The sequence below is a fragment of the Noviherbaspirillum pedocola genome (assembly GCF_016632335.1).
Lineage (GTDB): Bacteria > Pseudomonadota > Gammaproteobacteria > Burkholderiales > Burkholderiaceae_D > Noviherbaspirillum_A > Noviherbaspirillum_A pedocola.
Map to the genome: position 1 here is coordinate 121,597 of NZ_JAEPBG010000009.1, position 16,128 is coordinate 137,724.

Annotated in this window: 15 protein-coding genes; 9 read left to right on the plus strand and 6 right to left on the minus strand. The window is 62.8% G+C overall.

Features of this window, described 5'->3' with window-relative positions:
* Nucleotides 1-38: 38 nt before the first annotated feature.
* Both JJB74_RS19890 and ppc read right to left on the minus strand, forming a co-directional pair.
* On the minus strand, nucleotides 39-1,148 hold the full coding sequence (locus tag JJB74_RS19890) for a hypothetical protein (protein WP_200594764.1): 1,110 nt from the start codon (nucleotides 1,146-1,148) through the stop codon (nucleotides 39-41).
* A gap of 336 nt (nucleotides 1,149-1,484) precedes the next feature.
* Nucleotides 1,485-4,346 (minus strand): phosphoenolpyruvate carboxylase, encoded by a 2,862-nt coding sequence (gene ppc, locus JJB74_RS19895; protein WP_200594766.1) that lies wholly within the window; start codon nucleotides 4,344-4,346, stop codon nucleotides 1,485-1,487.
* Between ppc and hemC the strand changes: the two genes are divergently transcribed.
* From hemC to ppa, 5 genes are all read left to right on the plus strand, one after another.
* Complete coding sequence (gene hemC, locus JJB74_RS19900; protein ID WP_407672387.1) at nucleotides 4,345-5,400, plus strand: hydroxymethylbilane synthase; 1,056 nt, start codon at nucleotides 4,345-4,347, stop codon at nucleotides 5,398-5,400. The genes ppc and hemC overlap by 2 nt on opposite strands.
* Entirely contained in the window at nucleotides 5,360-6,163 is an 804-nt protein-coding gene (locus JJB74_RS19905; RefSeq protein WP_234484367.1) for a uroporphyrinogen-III synthase, read from the plus strand. The genes hemC and JJB74_RS19905 overlap by 41 nt, the downstream gene beginning before the upstream one ends.
* The gene (locus JJB74_RS19910) at nucleotides 6,160-7,245 is read left to right on the plus strand and encodes a uroporphyrinogen-III C-methyltransferase (protein WP_200594768.1); all 1,086 of its coding nucleotides are present in this window, start codon (nucleotides 6,160-6,162) and stop codon (nucleotides 7,243-7,245) included. Before JJB74_RS19905 ends, JJB74_RS19910 begins: the two co-directional genes overlap by 4 nt.
* Nucleotides 7,246-7,251: 6 nt before the next feature.
* Complete coding sequence (locus JJB74_RS19915; RefSeq protein ID WP_200594770.1) at nucleotides 7,252-8,448, plus strand: heme biosynthesis HemY N-terminal domain-containing protein; 1,197 nt, start codon at nucleotides 7,252-7,254, stop codon at nucleotides 8,446-8,448.
* 154 nt (nucleotides 8,449-8,602) lie between these two features.
* Nucleotides 8,603-9,151 (plus strand): inorganic diphosphatase, encoded by a 549-nt coding sequence (ppa, locus tag JJB74_RS19920; RefSeq protein ID WP_200594772.1) that lies wholly within the window; start codon nucleotides 8,603-8,605, stop codon nucleotides 9,149-9,151.
* 91 nt (nucleotides 9,152-9,242) lie between these two features.
* Here ppa and JJB74_RS19925 read toward each other — a convergent pair whose 3' ends face one another.
* Entirely contained in the window at nucleotides 9,243-9,935 is a 693-nt protein-coding gene (locus JJB74_RS19925) for a LuxR C-terminal-related transcriptional regulator (RefSeq protein ID WP_200594774.1), read from the minus strand.
* Nucleotides 9,936-10,050: 115 nt separating this feature from the next.
* A complete protein-coding gene (locus JJB74_RS19930; protein WP_200594775.1) occupies nucleotides 10,051-11,166 on the minus strand; it encodes a GNAT family N-acetyltransferase in 1,116 nt (371 codons plus the stop codon).
* A gap of 56 nt (nucleotides 11,167-11,222) precedes the next feature.
* Here JJB74_RS19930 and JJB74_RS19935 point away from each other — a divergent pair, with 56 nt between their 5' ends.
* Both JJB74_RS19935 and JJB74_RS19940 read left to right on the plus strand, forming a co-directional pair.
* The gene (locus tag JJB74_RS19935) at nucleotides 11,223-11,372 is read left to right on the plus strand and encodes a hypothetical protein (protein WP_200594777.1); all 150 of its coding nucleotides are present in this window, start codon (nucleotides 11,223-11,225) and stop codon (nucleotides 11,370-11,372) included.
* 162 nt (nucleotides 11,373-11,534) lie between these two features.
* Nucleotides 11,535-11,873 carry a P-II family nitrogen regulator gene (locus JJB74_RS19940; protein WP_200594779.1) on the plus strand — a complete coding sequence of 113 codons (339 nt, stop codon included), beginning with the start codon at nucleotides 11,535-11,537 and terminating at the stop codon, nucleotides 11,871-11,873.
* 87 nt (nucleotides 11,874-11,960) lie between these two features.
* On the opposite strand, the gene JJB74_RS19945 is transcribed toward JJB74_RS19940, so the two are convergent.
* Nucleotides 11,961-12,602, minus strand: coding sequence for a Smr/MutS family protein (locus JJB74_RS19945; RefSeq protein ID WP_200594780.1), 642 nt, complete (start codon nucleotides 12,600-12,602; stop codon nucleotides 11,961-11,963).
* A 21-nt stretch (nucleotides 12,603-12,623) separates the two neighbouring features.
* Nucleotides 12,624-13,577, minus strand: a complete 954-nt coding sequence (trxB, locus tag JJB74_RS19950) for a thioredoxin-disulfide reductase (protein WP_200594782.1) — start codon at nucleotides 13,575-13,577, stop codon at nucleotides 12,624-12,626.
* Between trxB and JJB74_RS19955 the strand changes: the two genes are divergently transcribed.
* Nucleotides 13,576-13,728 carry a hypothetical protein gene (locus tag JJB74_RS19955; protein ID WP_200594784.1) on the plus strand — a complete coding sequence of 51 codons (153 nt, stop codon included), beginning with the start codon at nucleotides 13,576-13,578 and terminating at the stop codon, nucleotides 13,726-13,728. The two genes, trxB and JJB74_RS19955, sit on opposite strands and share 2 nt — an antisense overlap.
* Before the next feature lie 71 nt (nucleotides 13,729-13,799).
* The gene (locus tag JJB74_RS19960; protein WP_200594786.1) at nucleotides 13,800-16,121 is read left to right on the plus strand and encodes a DNA translocase FtsK; all 2,322 of its coding nucleotides are present in this window, start codon (nucleotides 13,800-13,802) and stop codon (nucleotides 16,119-16,121) included.
* The last annotated feature ends 7 nt before the right edge of the window (nucleotides 16,122-16,128 follow it).

The following is a 16,128-nucleotide window of genomic DNA, read 5'->3' on the forward strand; positions in this document are numbered from 1 at the left end:
CTTCTACCTGCGCCCGCTTGCCAGCCGCGCCCGGGCGCTTACGTCTTCTCCGCGATGTACAGCGCTTCGTGATTGCCGGGGCCGGCGTCGCCGACGCCAAGGTCGACGACTTCGCAGACCTTGAAGCCGTTTTGCTCCAGCCGGTTCGGCCAGTGATCGATGTTCAGATAGTTCCCATTCACCGGCACCTTCTCCGGATGCAGCAGCCAGTGCAGCAAATAGTCGTGCAACAGGGTGCGGCCGCGGTCGCGTTCCGCATCCCTGGAAGATGGGCCGCTGAGCACCGTCTCGAGCGCATAGATGCGGCCACCTGCCAGCAGAGACGCATGGATTTGCTGCAGGCTCGCATCGATGTCCGGCGACCGGTGCAGCATGTCGAAGGAAAGCGCGGCCTGATAACGTCCAGCCTCGAGCTGCGGGCTCGCGGTGCCCCATCTGCTGGGCAATGGCACGGAGCGCACACCCTTTTGCATCACCTCCGGACTGTAGCTCGAGAAGGTCTGCAGGCCTTCGCCCCAGTCGATCGCGTTCGCCGTCGTTTGCACGAGCGCGCGGGCATGGTCGAGCAACTGAGTCAAGCGCTGATACGCCTTGAGCATCAGCTGATGTTGCAGCGCCAGCTCCACCGTGAGCTCGGGATGGCCGGCAATCATCATCGTATCGATCAGCGCGCGCAGGTCTCTTTCGATCATGCGCCGGGGTCGGTCCTGCACGAGCAGTTTCAGCATGTTCCCTGCGATGGCGGCGGCTTCGCGCTCATCCAGTCCGGTGCGCGTGAGCAGATCCAGCAGTTCCGGCGCGAACCGGTTGTAGCAATGCGCATTCAGCAAGCTGGCCTGCAGGCGCAATTGCAGCGAATCGACGTAGCGCTCTTCGAGCGCAGGGATACTGCTCCGCGCGCTCTTCACGATGGCGTCATGAGTGGGCAACAGCGTGTGCGCCTGGGCTGGAGCATGCAACAGCGGCACTGCTGATGTGGCTGCACTTCGGCCCGCGCTGTCGGGCGCCGGGGAGCCGCCCTGCTGCAAGCCGTGCATCTGACGAGTATGGACGCGCGGTATGGCGGAAACGCCGGGAGCATGGTGCCGAGCGCCGTGCTGGCCGAGGTGCCGACGTTGGGTCGCAGTGCTGTTGATGACTTTATGCATGGTTCTCCTCTCTGATGGATGCTGCGCATGGGCCCATGGGTAGGCTGCGGGCCGCGTGGTCCTGATGCCGCTTGCCGGGAAAGAGACTCTGCAAAGGTGACTTCGGCTCGCGACGCCAGAATGGCCAGGCCAGGTGCGCGGCATTTCGGTGCGCGCCTGGCTGGGCCGTCACCATGCTGGTGCATGGGAATCAGGGATTGCTGACGTGCATCATGGAAGCGCTTGAGCTAGCGCAGGTCCGCGCCGGTAAGGAGCGCGGCGCGCATGGGCAGGCAGGAGAGGCAAGCGCCGCATGCCAATCGTGGCATCAGCATGCGGCGCTTGTCGTAGGCGGTCTCAGCCGGTATTGCGCAGGCCGGCCGCGATGCCGTTGATCGAAAGATGGATGCCGCGATGCACGCGGCCGTCCTGCGTCAAACCACTGACGCCGGCGGCGCGGTTGCGCTTCAACAGTTCCACCTGCAGGTGATTCAACGGATCGAGGTAGGCGAAGCGGTTCTTGATCGAACGCGCCAGGAGCGGATTGCCTTCGAGCCTTTCCTTCGCGCCGGTGATCTGCGCAAAACAGGCCGCGCACTGCCGATGCTCTTCCTCGATGCGACGGAAGATCGCGTTGCGCAGCTTGCGGTCGGCCACCAGCTCGGCATAGCGCGAGGCCAGCGCGAGATCGGTCTTGGCCAGCACCATGTCCATGTTCGATAGCAGCGTGGCGAAGAACGGCCATTCGCGAACCATCGCGCGCAGCGTCGCCAGGCGCGTCGAACGGCCGCGCTTGCCGCTGTCGAGCCAGGCGGCGATGGCGCTGCCGAAGCCGTACCAGCCCGGCAGCAGCAGCCGGCACTGGCCCCAGGAAAATCCCCAGGGAATGGCGCGCAAGTCCTCGATGCGGCGCGACGCCTTGCGCGAGGCCGGGCGCGAGCCGATGTTCAGTTCCGCGATTTCGGCGATCGGCGTGGCAGCGAAGAAGTAGTCGGTAAAGCCGGGCGTCTCGTAGACCAGGTTGCGGTAGGCGTGATAGGCCAGCTCGGAGAGTTCATCCATCACGCTCTCGTATTCCGCCAGGCGCGCGGCCCGGCCGGCATCGGCATTGTGCGGCGTGAGGCTGGCTTCCAGCGTGGCTGAGACCAGCAGTTCCAGGTTGCGTCGGCCGATTTCCGGATTCGAGAATTTGGATGCGATGATCTCGCCTTGCTCGGTCAGGCGAATCTGGCCATTCACCGTGCCTTCAGGCTGCGCCAGGATCGCTTCATAGCTCGGTCCGCCGCCACGGCCGACGGTGCCGCCGCGGCCGTGGAACAGGCGCAGCGTTACGCCGGCGCGGCGGAAGACATCGACCAGGCGGTTTTCCGCCTTGTACAGTTCCCAGTTCGAGGTCAGGAAGCCGCCATCCTTGTTCGAATCCGAGTAGCCGAGCATGACTTCCTGCAGCTCGCCCTGGCGCGTGATCAGCGCACGCACCATCGGAATGGCCATCAGGCTTTCCATGATGCCGGCGGCGCGTCGCAGATCCGGGATGGTTTCGAACAGCGGGATCACCATCAGATCCATATCGTTCTCGGGCGCGGCTCCTGCTGCCCCGGTCCAGCGGGTGCGCAGCAGGCCGGTTTCCTTCTGCAGCAGCAGCACTTCAAGCAGATCGGATACGGTCTCGGTGTGCGAAATGATGTAGTTGCGAATCGCGCGCGAACCATAGCGTTCGCGGATCGCTCGCGCCGTACGCAGGATCTCGAGCTCGGATTCGGTTTCCTCGGAATAGCCGACGTAGGGCGAGTACAGCAGGCGCGGGCGCGACAATTCATCGAGCAGCAACGCCACGCGCGCGTCTTCGTCGAGTTCGGCATAGCGCGGCTCGACCTGGGCGCGGGCGAAAAGTTCGGACAGCACCCGTTCATGCACATCCGAGCTTTGGCGCATGTCCAGCGTGGCCAGATGAAAGCCGAAGATCTCGGAGGCGCGCAGCAGCGACGCTAGCCGCGGCTTGACCATCGCGCCGCCATGATGGCTGTTCAGCGACTCGACCAGCACTTGCAGATCGGTGGTGAATTCAGCGGCATTGCGATAGGGCTGCGCCGGGCCGACTTCGCGGCGCAACACATTGCTGGCGCCGAGATCGCGTGCCGTTGCTGCAAGGCGTGCATACATGCCGATCAGCGCGCGGCGATAGGGTTCGTCATTGCGGTGCGGCGAAGTGTCGGGCGAGGCATCGGCCAGCGCCTGCAGTTCCGGGCTGACGCCGACGAGCAGCGTCGAGGCGGACAATTCCGCGCCGAGCGCATGCACTTCCTGCAGATAGAAATCGAAGATCGTGGTCGATTGCCGCGTCATCGCATGCTGCATCGTCGTCGCGTTCACATTCGGATTGCCATCGCGGTCGCCGCCGATCCAGCTGCCCATTTGCAGGAAGGGCGGCAGCTTGGGCGGCGTCGCGTTCTTGCGGTTGCGGTGCGGGTATTGCGCGGCGATTTCGCATTCGACATCGTCGTACAGCGCCGGCAATTCGCGCAGGAAGGTGATGCGGTAGTAGGACAGTGCGTTCTCGATTTCATCGGCCACCGTCAGCTTGGTGTAGCGCAGCATGCGGGTCTGCCACAGTGAGGCTACTTGCGCATGCAGCAGCTCGAGATTGCGCGCGCGTTCGCGCGGCGTCAGCGGCAAATCGCGCTCGGCCAAGAGGCGCGCGATTTCATGCTCGGCGTCGAGGATGCTCTTGCGCTGCACCTCGGTCGGATGCGCCGTCAGCACCGGCGACACCAGTGCGCCATCGAAGAATTGCCGGATCGCGTCGCCGGAAACGCCGGCATCGTCAAGCCGGGACAGCGCGAACGCCACGCTGCCGCGCTGCGGCGCGGAGCCGGCCAGAAGGTGTGCGCGGCGACGGCGGTTGTGATGCTGGTCTTCGGCGATATTGGCCAGGTGCGAGAAATACGAGAAGGCGCGGACCACGGAAATCGTCTGTTCCCGGGTCAGCTTCTTGAGCATGCGATTGAGTTCGGAGCCTGCCGCGGAATCGGCTTCGCGGCGAAAGCGCACCGCGGTCTGGCGTATGGTTTCCACGACTTCGTACACCGACTCGCCTTCCTGGCTGCGCAGCACGTCGCCGAGCAGGCGGCCGAGCAGACGGATGTCTTCTTTGAGCGGTAAGTCTTTGTCAGTGATTGCGGATGCGGTGGACGCGGGTTTTTTTGCCTGTGCTGCCATGATGCGGATCTGCGCTCCATTCAAAAGGGAAGGTCACCGTAGGGTGCGGCGGGGGCTTGTGAAGCTGGTGCTAGAATCGCCCCTTCTTTTTCATGCTGACAAAGGGACAAACTTGGATCCCAGCTTTTCCGGAAAACTCATCATTGCGTCGCGCGAAAGCCGGCTGGCAATGTGGCAGGCAGAATGTGTCCGCGCGCGATTGTCGGAATTATATCCGCAGGGCAGTGTGGAAATTCTCGGAATGACAACGCGCGGCGATCAAATCCTCGATCGCACGCTCTCCAAAGTCGGCGGCAAGGGGCTGTTCGTCAAGGAACTCGAGATCGCGATGCTGGAAGGCCGCGCCGATCTTGCGGTGCATTCGCTCAAGGATGTGCCGATGGAACTGCCGCCCGAATTCGAACTCGCCGCCGTGCTCGAGCGCGAGGATGCGCGCGATGCCTTCGTGTCGAATGACTACGACTCGCTGGAAGCCCTGCCCGAAGGGGCGATCGTGGGCACCAGCAGCCTGCGGCGCCAGGCGCTGATCGCCTCGCGCTTTCCTCACCTCGTGATCAAGCCGCTGCGCGGCAACCTCGACACCCGCCTTGGCAAACTCGACCGCGGTGAATACGCCGCCATCATCCTCGCGGCCGCGGGACTGAAGCGGCTCGGCATGGAGTCGCGCATCCGCCGCTTCCTGAGCGCGGAGCAGAGCCTGCCGGCGCCGGGGCAGGGCGCGATGGCGATCGAGATACCGGCCGGGCGTCCCGAGCTGCGCGCTCTGCTGGCGCCCTTGAACCATCAGGACACCGCGCGCGCGGTCGAGGCCGAACGCATGGTGTCGCGTGTTTTCGGCGGCAGCTGCCAGATACCGCTGGCCGCGTATGCAGTGCCCGATGGCGAGGCGCTGCGAATGCGGGCGATGGTCGCCACGCCCGACGGCAAGCGCATTGCCAGCGCCGAAGCCATCGGTCCGGCCGATACGCCCGAGGCGCTCGGCCGCCAAGTCGCGCATGCGCTGGAGGCACAGGATGCGGCAGCGATCCTCGCCGCATGCCGGACCGATGCCTGACACCGTCGTCATTACCCGTCCGCTGGCGCAGGCGCAAGCTTTCGCGCAGCGGGTGAGGCAGGCGGGGCTGGCGGCGGAAATCTTTCCGCTGCTGGAAATTCATCCGCTGGCCGACCAATCGGCGCTGCAGGCGGCACTGGACGAGGTGACGCGTTATGCACTGGTGGCTTTCGTCAGCCCGAGTGCGATCGACATCGCCTGCCAATTGCGCGCCGGCTGGCCGGCGCAGGTGGTGCTTGGGGTGATGGGCGAGGGCAGCCGCGCGGCACTGGCCCGGCATGGCATCACCGATGCGAATGCGCATATCGTCAGTCCGCGCGACGCGGAACGCAGCGATTCGGAAACACTGATGCGTGAACTGGATTTGCCGGCGCTGCGCGGGCGTCGTGCGCTAATCGTGCGTGGCACCGCAGGCCGGGAATGGCTGGCCGACGCGCTGCGGGCGGCGGGCATGGAGGTCGATCAGATCGCCGCTTACGAGCGCCGCGCACCGTCGCTCGATGCCGAACGGCGCGCGCAATTGTTGCGCCTTGCGGCGCTGGACGCGGCCTGGGTGATTACCAGCTCCGAAGGTCTGCACAATCTGCTGGCGCTGGCACAGGAGCTCGGCGGTGCGGCGATTGTGGCGCAATTGCAACGAAAATCTCTGTTCGTGCCGCATCCCAGAATCGCGCAAACCGCGCAAAACCTCGGTTTTCACTCGGTACGCTCTACCTCCTCAGGCGACGAAGCGCTGCTTGCCGCGTTACAATCCCGCGGATGAGCGAATCGCAATATCCCACCGAATTGGTCCATTCGGACCGCTATCCTCCCGGCGGCCCGGGTTGGCTGCGCGAGCGCGGTGCGCGCCTGATCTATCTTCTCGTCGGCGCTCTCGCAGTGCTGCTGGCGCTGCAGTGGTGGAGCACCCGTACCGAGATCCGCAATCTGCGGCGCGACATGGCGCAACGGATACAGAGTGGCGAAAGCGTATCGGCAGAGAGCCGCAACATCGCCAAGTCGGTGCAGGACGATGTAAAAGATTTGCAATCCAAGGTTTCCGTTCTCGAAAACAAGCAGGTGGAAGGCCAGAGCCAGCAAGTGGCGCTGGAGCAGATGTACCAGGAACTGTCGCGCAATCGCGATGACTGGGCGCTGGCGGAAATCGAGCAGGTGCTGTCCACGGCCAGCCAGCAGCTGCAATTGGCGGGCAATGTGCAGGGAGCGCTGATCGCGCTGCAAAATGCCGACGCCCGCCTGTCGCATTCGGACAAGCCGCAATTCATCACCATCCGCCGGGCGCTGGCACGGGATATCGAAAAACTCAAGGCGTTGCCCCTGGTCGATATCACCGGCATCGCGCTGCGTCTGGACACGCTGATGGGCCAGATCGATACGATGCCGCTGCTGTCCGATGAAAAGCCGGCGGCGCCTGCCGCTACGCCGAAAGGGAAAGCCTCAGCGCAGCAAGCCGTCGCTCCGAGCTTCCTGGGCACCGTGAAAGACAAGTGGAATGGCTTCAGCGCCGAAATGTGGGCCGAGCTGCGCCAGCTGGTGCAGATACGCCGGGTCGATACACCGCAGGCGCTGCTGCTGTCGCCGGGCGAGGCCTACTATGCCCGCGAAAACCTGAAGCTGCGGCTGTTGAGCGCCCGCCTGTCGCTGCTGTCGCGCAACCAGAATGCCTTCCGCAGCGACCTGGCGGCGGCGCAGGAGACGATCAGGCGGTATTTCGACACCCGCGCGCGGCAGACGCAGTCCGCGCTGGCCCTGCTCAAGCAATTGCAGGGCAGCGATCTGAACATCGAAATGCCCACGCTCAACGATAGCCTGAACGCAGTTCGCGGCTACAAGGCCAAGCCCTGATCACCAATGCGCATTTTCCTCTGGCTCATCGCTCTGTTTGCGGCCGCTATCGGACTCGCGGTCACCGCACGCTTCAACGCTGGCAATGTCGTGCTGTTCTATCCGCCTTACCGGATAGACCTCTCGCTGAATCTCTTCCTGGTCTTGTTGCTGCTGCTGTTCCTGCTGTGCTATGGCATCGCGAATGCCATCCGCGCCACGCAGCAGATGCCAATGCGGGTGGCGGAATATCGCCGCAGCCGGCGCGAACGCGAAGGTAACCGCGCACTGCGCGATGCCTTGAAGACCTTGTTCGAAGGCCGTTTCGGTCAGGCTGAGAAAGCCGCGGCGCGCGCGGCCGAATTGCCGGAGAACGCGGGCCTGGCGGCATTGATCGGCGCACGCGCGGCACACCATATGAGCCAGTTCGAGCGTCGTGATGGCTGGCTGACCAAGGCGCAGGGCGAGCCGACGCTGAAAATCGCGCGGCTGATGACGGCCATCGAATTGCTGGTCGACCAGAACCGGCCGGATGCCGCGCTCGACATCGTCTCGGAATTGAATGCCACCGGTTCACGCCACATCCAGGCGCTGCGCCTGGCGCTGCGAGCCAATCAGCGCTCGGAAAACTGGCCGGAAGTGCTGCGCATCCTGCGCCTGCTCGACAAGAACGATGCGGTACACCCGGCGCTGTCACGCCGACTGCGCGAACTGGCCTACGATGCGTTGCTTTCGGACAGCGCCTCCGATGCCGATGCGCTGCGCCGCACCTGGTCGCGGGTGCCGCCATCCGACCGCGTCGTGCCGAAAGTCGCGGTTCGTGCCGCCGAAGCGTTCAATGCGCGCGGACTGTATGAGGAAGCGGCAGCCATCGTCGAAAAGGCGCTGGCCATCGAATGGGATGAGCGTCTGGTCTGTGTCTATCGTCATGCCGCGGCCCCGGAAGGCTCGCCGACCCTGCTGAACCAGATCGAGCGCTGCGAGCAATGGAGCCGCCAGCATCCTGGCGACGCGGAATTGCAATTGACGCTGGGTTCTCTCTGCCTGAAGCAAAAGCTGTGGGGGCGGGCACAACGCTGTCTGGAGGATGCGCTGATCAACGCGATGCAGCCGCAGGTTGTGCGCGAAGCGCATCTGAAACTCGCGCAATTGCACGAGGCGCTGAACCATCCCGAACAGGCGGCGAAGCATTACCGGCAGTCTGCGCTGGCAATGCTGTTGTGATGCAGGCATGGCGTTCCGACGCCTCACGTGGGAGCGGCTTGATCATCCGCGATTTTCTTTATGAACAAAATCGCTATAATCGGCCGGCTTATCAAGTCCGCCATCCGGCTTGCCGGCCGGAATGCACCGATTTTCTATCACACTGGAATGCACCATGAGCCTCAATAACGTCCCCGCCGGCCGCGACGTGCCGAACGATTTCAACGTCATCATCGAAATTCCGATGAATGCCGATCCGATCAAGTACGAAGTGGACAAGGAGTCCGGCGCGATTTTCGTCGATCGCTTCATGGGCACCGCGATGCACTATCCATGCAACTACGGCTATGTGCCGAAAACGATTTCCGACGACGGCGACCCGGTCGACGTGCTGGTAATCACCCCGTTCCCGCTGATCCCCGGCGTCGTGGTGCGTTGCCGCCCGATCGGCATGCTGAAGATGACCGACGAAGCCGGTGGCGACGCCAAGCTGCTCGCCGTGCCGGTGGACAAGGTGCTGTCGATCTATACCCATTGGCAAAAGCCGGAAGACTTGAACGATCTGCGCCTGCAGCAGATCCAGCATTTCTTCGAACACTACAAGGATCTGGAAAAGGGCAAGTGGGTGAAGGTGGAAGGCTGGGTTGGCCCGGAAGAAGCCAAGCAGGAAATCCTGAGCGGCATGGCCAAGTACAAGGAACTGGAAGCGCAAGGCAAGGCCTGAGCCTGTAGCTGCTCAATGACAAGGCGCGCTTCGGCGCGCTTTTTGTTTCCGGATGGCGGATGCACGCCTTGATTCGCCCACCGTAGCTGCCTTAGATAATGCCGAGCACTGCGGCCTTGACTGCGGCATGCGCGCGATTGCTGGCGCGCAGTTTGGCAATGACATTGCGTACGTGAAAATTTACGGTGCTGACCGAGATGCCGAGTATGCAGCTGATTTCCGCTACGCTCTTGCCCTCGGCTGTCCACACCAGCACCTGCCTTTCGCGCGTCGTGATATTCGCATTCGCTTCCGGCATCAGACGACCAATCATCACTTCAGCCATCGCCGCATGTGCGGTACGTGCTAGCGGGTGCAGCTCACCGCTCGCATCCTCGGCCGCGTGCCTGTCCTCGGCGGTCACCAGAGTCAGCAAGGCCACGACGCCGCGCGCATCACGCCATCCCCATGCATGTTCACGCAGTGTTGGGCCGCCACCGCGCGGCTGAAAGCGACCCTTCGGCAACTCGAGCAGGCCGCGCAAGGCGTCGGCGGTGATGTCTGTCCAGCCCTCGGTGTCGCCGTGAATGAATTGCTGGTAGGGCGCGACCGACCGCCAGGCGCTGGGGTAGGTCGTGTGCAGTGCGGAACGCGGGCGGGATAGCGGTAAGGGCATGCGGATACGGTAGGAACAGGCCTGCACACCGAGCGCCTCCGCCAGATTGAGAATCTTCCGAAATAGTTGTCTTTCCGAAGTGACGCCGTACAAGAAGTCGGCATAGCGCATCACAGGCGATTCAGGCATGGAGCAGATCTGCGGAAAAAGAGGCTGCCTAGTCTGCCTTGTATCGCCTATCCGTTACCGTTAAATTAATCGTAGTTAACATTGTGCAATCTTGTATTGCGGCAAACCACTTAGGTCAGGGCCGATGCGCAGCGCGGAAGGGCGTACGTTCGTTGAGTTCGTCCAGGTAGTCGTCAATCCCGCCGGTTTCCTGTTCCAGGAAGCGCTCCACCGCGTCGTAAAACGCCGGATGCGCAAGCCAGTGCGCAGACCAGGTCCGCACCGGGAGAAAGCCGCGTGCCATCTTATGCTCACCTTGCGCTCCGCCTTCGAAAGCGCCGATGCCGCGTTCGATACAGAATTCCAGCGGCTGGTAATAGGCGGTCTCGAAATGCAGACAGGCATGATGTTCGATCGCGCCCCAATACCGCCCGAACAGCGTGCGTTCGTTGTGGATCAGTAGCGAGGAGGCGATCGGCCGGCCATCCCGCTCGGCGATTACCAGCAGAATGTTCTGCGGCATGGTCGCGCCTATACGGAGAAAGAAGTCGAGATTCAGATAGGGCGAAGAGTAGTGCGCGGCATAGGTATGGTCATAGCAGCGTTTGAAGAAGCGCCAATCGTCTTCGGTGGCTTCGACTCCCGGCACGCGGCGCAGTGTAATCCCGGCTTCCCTGACCTTGCGCCGCTCGGCCCGGATGTTCTTGCGCTTTTTTTGCTCCAGGGTGGACAGGAATTCCTCGAAACTTCCGTAGCCGGCGTTGAGCCAGTGAAACTGCACGCCGCTGCGCAGCAGGAATCCCGCATCCTCGAGTTCACGCGCCTGCTTCTGCGGCGGATACAGCACATGGGTGGAGGAGACGCCGGATTCGTGCTGCAGCTCGGTCAGCGTCGCCAGCAGCTCGCTGCGGGCGGCGTCATCGCGCGCCAGCAACCGACTGCCGGACACCGGCGTGAAGGGAATTGCCGACAGCAGTTTCGGGTAGTACTCCAGGCCGTTGCGCCGGTAAGCGTCGGCCCAGGCCCAGTCGAATACATATTCGCCGTAGGAGTGATCCTTCACATAAAGCGGCAGCGCCGCAACGAGCTGGCCGTCGCGCCACAGCGTCGGATACTGCGGTTGCCAGCCGGTCTTGGCCGATGCGCTGCGCGATTCATGCAGCGCATGGAGAAAGGCATGGGACAGAAACGGATTGGCATCCTCCTGCATCCCAAGCAGTTCGTCCCAGGCTGCCTGGCCGACTTCGGACAAGGAGGAAATGATGCGGGCTTCGGTTTTCAGCTTCGACCTCGATGATGTGGAGCGGCATGATGCGCTTTGCAGGTGGAGCTGCCCTGGTGCGGCTTGTGCGCGGGCAGCTGAATGAATCGACTCATTCTATGCAAAATCGCCAGGAGACGTTGCCTGCGGGTTCTGCGCTGATTGCGTCGGTCGTTCTTGCTGGATTATTTGATTAGCGAACAATGACCCATCTGCGGGCAAAATTGTTTCCTTAACAGCTATACTCGCGTCAGGCGTCCGAAATGCGGAAGGCAAACGGGAGCGCGATGTATCCGCGCCAGTCGCTTTCCGCCAAGAGGATATGCAAAATACAGGGAATTCAATTCAAGGAGTGTTTCGTGAAACAGATTACTGCGATTATCAAACCGTTCAAGCTCGATGAGGTACGCGAGGCGCTGGCCGAAGTTGGCGTCAACGGCTTGACGGTGACCGAGGTGAAAGGCTTTGGACGCCAGAAGGGGCACACCGAGCTGTATCGCGGCGCGGAATACGTGGTTGATTTCCTGCCCAAGGTCAAGGTCGAAGCGGTCGTGGACGATGCGGTCGTCGAGGATGCGGTCGAGGCGGTGATCAAGGCGGCGCGCACCGGCAAGATCGGCGACGGCAAGATTTTCGTGCAGGCGGTCGAGCAAGTAATACGCATCCGTACCGGCGAAACTGGCGCGGACGCGGTGTAAGCGCAGAGCGGAAAAAACGAAGGCCGGGAATTCCCGGCCTTTTTCTTTGCGCCCTGCGATTTTCAATGCAGCTTCCGTTGCACGCTTTCAGCTCTGCGCCTTCAGCAGCACGACCAGCGCGCCGGCGCCGCCATCCACCGCGCGAGCCTGGCAAAAGGCGATCACTTCATCTTTCTGCACTAGCCAGTTGCGCACCTTGCGCTTCAAAACCGGTTCACGATTCACCGAGCCCAAGCCCTTGCCATGAATGATGCGCACGCAGCGCAGGCCGCGCTTGCCGACATCGCGCAGATAAGCCGCAAGCGCTTCGCGCGCCTCATCAGTGCGCATGCCATGCAGATCAAGCTGGCCCTGTATCACCCAGTGACCGCGGCGCAGCTTGCGCAGCGTGTCATGGCCAATGCCGTTGCGGGCAAAGCTCAGTTCCTCGTCGGTTTCCATCAGCGTTTCGACGCTGAACTCATCCGACAGCGATTGTTCGAGCGCTGCCTGCTCATCCGCAAGATGCTGCCTGGCCACCGGTTCCGGCTGTTCCGGCACATGCACCAGCCGTTCCTTCGTGCGCAGCGGCGCAACCTCGCCGATGCTGCGCTGGAACAGCTCGGCTTCGCGCCTGGCTTGTGCTTCCTGTTCGCGGCGACGTGCCTCGGCAGCGGCACGCTCGGCTTCCTGGGCCTTGAGCGTGTCGCGCAACGACTTCAGCGCGCCGAAATCCTTGATCGGTGCCATGCCAGGCGCTCCCGCAACCGTTCAGCCGGCGTTTTCGAGATAGCGCTGCGCATCCAGTGCCGCCATGCAGCCGGTGCCCGAGCTGGTGATGGCCTGGCGGTAGACGTGGTCTTGCACATCGCCGGCGGCAAAAACGCCCGGCACGCTGGTTGCCGTGGCCATGCCTTCGGTGCCGGAGCGCGTCAGGATGTAGCCGTTTTTCATTTCCAGCTGGCCTTCGAAAATGCCGGTATTCGGCTTGTGGCCGATTGCCACGAATACCCCATGCACCTTCACTTCGCTGGTCGCGCCATCCGTGGTCGACTTCAGGCGCAGGCCGGTCACGCCGCTGTCGTCACCGACGACTTCATCGAGCGTGTGATTCCAACGGATCTCGACCTTGCCTTCCGCGACCTTGGCCATCAGGCGGTCGATCAGGATGGGCTCAGCGCGGAATTTGTCGCGGCGGTGCACGACGGTGACCTTGCTGGCGATATTTGCCAGGTACAGCGCTTCCTCGACTGCGGTATTGCCGCCGCCGATGACGGCCACTTCCTGGTTCTTGTAGAAAAAGCCGTCGCAGGTGGCGCAGGCCGAGACGCCGCGGCCCATGAAGGCTTCTTCTGACGGCAGCCCGAGATACTGCGCCGATGCGCCGGTGGCGATGATCAGCGCATCGCAGGTGTACTCGCCGGCATCGCCAATCAGGCGAATCGGCTTTTCCGACAGCTTGGTCGTATGAATGTGGTCGAACACGATTTCAGTATCGAAGCGCTCGGCATGCTGCAGCAGGCGCTGCATCAGTTCCGGTCCCTGCACGCCCAAAGGGTCGCCCGGCCAGTTTTCGACATCGGTCGTGGTCATCAGCTGACCGCCTTGCTCGATGCCGGTGACGAGCACCGGCTTCAAGTTGGCGCGCGCGGCATAGACAGCGGCGCTGTAGCCGGCGGGGCCGGAACCGAGGATCAATACATGAGCGTGTTTGGGAGTCGACATGGAAGTGTTGTCCAAAGAGAAAAAACAGATCGTGGTGCGGATGTCGCACTACGGCGACGAAAGCTGCCCGGTAAACGCAGGTCGTATATCATGCCGGGCGTTTGGAATTCAACGGCGCGAAACCGTAATGTTGCATCCGAAAAATGGTTAAGATTATAGACCACCCGTTCCAAGCCCATCCGGCTGCGCCGCACGCGCGCAGCGCAGCTCACATCCGGATTTATGACCCGAACCTCCCAAACCTACACCCGTAACACCAGCCCGCCGCCGCAGTTGCCGAGCCGATTGGTCAAGCTGTTGTCGGAAGCGAAATGGCTGGTGATGGCGGTTTCTTCGCTGTATCTGGCCCTGATCCTGCTGTCCTATGCCAAGGGTGACCCCGGCTGGTCGCATGCCAGCGTGGTGCCGCGCCTGCACAACTGGGGCGGCCGCTTCGGCGCTTACCTGTCCGATTTGCTGCTGTTCATCTTTGGTCTGTCCGCATGGTGGTTCTGCGTGCTTCTGTTCAAATCGGTCTGGCTCGGCTATCGGCGGCTGTCCGAGGGCAGTGTCGAGGAGGTCGAACCGATCTACCGCCAGGAAAAAATCGCCCGCGCCATCGGGTTCCTCATGCTGCTCATCGGCAGTGTCGGCATCGAGCGCATCCGCATGTACAGCCTGAAGGTGCCGCTGCCGCGCGCCCCCGGCGGTGTGCTCGGTTCGATCATCGGTGGCAGCGCGCAAAGTGCGCTTGGCTTCACCGGCGCGACGCTGTTGCTGGTGCTGCTGTTCGGCCTTGGATTCTCGCTGTTCTTCCACGTCTCCTGGCTGACGCTGGCCGAGCGCATAGGTGGACTGCTCGAGGACGGCCTGCTGAAGCTGCGCGACCTGTATGCCGCGCGCGAGGACCGCAAGGCCGGCCAGGTTGCGGCGGTCAAGCGCGACGAAGTGGTGGTGCAGGAGCGGGCCAAGATCGTCGAAGCGCCGCCGGTGCGCATCGAGCCGCAGATCGTCGCCGTGCCCAAGGCCGAGAAAGTGCTGGCCAAGGAGCGCCAGGGCAAGCTGTTCTCGGATTTGCGCGACACCAACCTCCCGCCGCTGTCGCTGCTGGACGAGGCGCCGGAATCGCAGGAAACCGTCAGCGTCGAAACCCTGGAATTCACCAGCCGATTGATCGAGAAGAAGCTGTCGGACTTCGGCGTCGAAGTGAAGGTGGTGGCCGCCTATCCGGGCCCGGTGATCACCCGTTACGAGATCGAGCCGGCCACGGGCGTGAAGGGCAGCCAGATCGTCAACCTGGCGCGCGACCTGGCGCGTGCGCTGTCGCTGACCTCGATCCGCGTGGTCGAAACCATCCCGGGCAAGAATTACATGGGCCTGGAGCTGCCGAATCCGAAGCGCCAGATCGTGCGCCTGACCGAGATCCTCGGCTCCAAGGTCTACAACGAAGGCGCCTCCAGCCTGACTGTTGCGCTGGGCAAGGATATCGCCGGCCATCCTGTAGTGGCAGACCTGGCCAAGATGCCGCACCTGCTGGTGGCCGGCACTACCGGCTCGGGCAAGTCGGTGGGCATCAACGCCACCATCCTGTCGCTGCTGTACAAGTCCGACCCGAAGCAGGTGCGCCTGATCCTGATCGATCCGAAGATGCTGGAGCTGTCGATCTACGAAGGCATTCCGCATCTGCTGGCTCCCGTGGTCACCGACATGAAGCAGGCCGGCCATGCGCTGAACTGGGCGGTGAACGAGATGGAGCGGCGCTACAAGCTGATGTCCAAGCTCGGTGTGCGCAACCTGGCTGGCTTCAATCAGAAGATCGTCGACGCGGAAAAGAACGAGCAAAAGATTCCGAACCCGTTCTCCTTGACGCCGGACGAACCCGAGCCGCTGGAAAAGCTGCCCACGATCGTGATCATCATCGACGAGCTGGCCGACCTGATGATGGTGGTCGGCAAGAAGATCGAGGAACTGATTGCCCGCATCGCGCAGAAGGCGCGCGCGGCCGGCATCCACCTGATCCTGGCAACGCAACGTCCTTCGGTCGATGTGATCACCGGCCTCATCAAGGCCAACATCCCGACCCGCATCGCTTTCCAGGTCAGCAGCAAGATCGACTCGCGCACCATCCTCGACCAGATGGGCGCTGAAGCGCTGCTCGGTATGGGCGACATGCTGTACATGCCGCCGGGCACCGGCCTGCCGGTGCGGGTGCATGGCGCATTCGTGTCGGATGACGAAGTGCATCGCGTGGTCGAGCACCTGAAGGAGCAGGGTGAGCCGAATTACATCGACGGCATCCTCGAAGGCGGCGTGGCCGAGGAAGGTGGCGAAGGCGCTGCCGTGGCTGGCGAAGGCGGCGGCGAAGCCGATGCGCTGTACGATCAGGCGGTGCAGGTGGTGCTGAAGAACCGGCGCGCCTCGATCTCGCTGGTGCAGCGGCATTTAAGGATTGGTTACAATCGCGCCGCCCGCCTGCTGGAACAAATGGAGCAGAGCGGCATCGTATCCAGCATGCAATCCAACGGCAACCGCGACATCCTGGTCCCGGCCGGCAATACCGAATAGGAAACGA

What these genes read in the sequence shown, in the direction of transcription:
- JJB74_RS19890 (WP_200594764.1), bottom strand. Translation starts at nt 1,148, where the DNA reads ATGCATAAAGTCATCAACAGCACTGCGACCCAACGTCGGCACCTCGGC.
- hemC (WP_407672387.1), top strand. Translation starts at nt 4,345, where the DNA reads ATGATGCGGATCTGCGCTCCATTCAAAAGGGAAGGTCACCGTAGGGTG.
- ppc (WP_200594766.1), bottom strand. Translation starts at nt 4,346, where the DNA reads ATGGCAGCACAGGCAAAAAAACCCGCGTCCACCGCATCCGCAATCACT.
- JJB74_RS19905 (WP_234484367.1), top strand. Translation starts at nt 5,360, where the DNA reads ATGCGGCAGCGATCCTCGCCGCATGCCGGACCGATGCCTGACACCGTC.
- JJB74_RS19910 (WP_200594768.1), top strand. Translation starts at nt 6,160, where the DNA reads ATGAGCGAATCGCAATATCCCACCGAATTGGTCCATTCGGACCGCTAT.
- JJB74_RS19915 (WP_200594770.1), top strand. Translation starts at nt 7,252, where the DNA reads ATGCGCATTTTCCTCTGGCTCATCGCTCTGTTTGCGGCCGCTATCGGA.
- ppa (WP_200594772.1), top strand. Translation starts at nt 8,603, where the DNA reads ATGAGCCTCAATAACGTCCCCGCCGGCCGCGACGTGCCGAACGATTTC.
- JJB74_RS19925 (WP_200594774.1), bottom strand. Translation starts at nt 9,935, where the DNA reads ATGCCTGAATCGCCTGTGATGCGCTATGCCGACTTCTTGTACGGCGTC.
- JJB74_RS19935 (WP_200594777.1), top strand. Translation starts at nt 11,223, where the DNA reads ATGATGCGCTTTGCAGGTGGAGCTGCCCTGGTGCGGCTTGTGCGCGGG.
- JJB74_RS19945 (WP_200594780.1), bottom strand. Translation starts at nt 12,602, where the DNA reads ATGGCACCGATCAAGGATTTCGGCGCGCTGAAGTCGTTGCGCGACACG.
- JJB74_RS19955 (WP_200594784.1), top strand. Translation starts at nt 13,576, where the DNA reads ATGGAAGTGTTGTCCAAAGAGAAAAAACAGATCGTGGTGCGGATGTCG.
- trxB (WP_200594782.1), bottom strand. Translation starts at nt 13,577, where the DNA reads ATGTCGACTCCCAAACACGCTCATGTATTGATCCTCGGTTCCGGCCCC.
- JJB74_RS19960 (WP_200594786.1), top strand. Translation starts at nt 13,800, where the DNA reads ATGACCCGAACCTCCCAAACCTACACCCGTAACACCAGCCCGCCGCCG.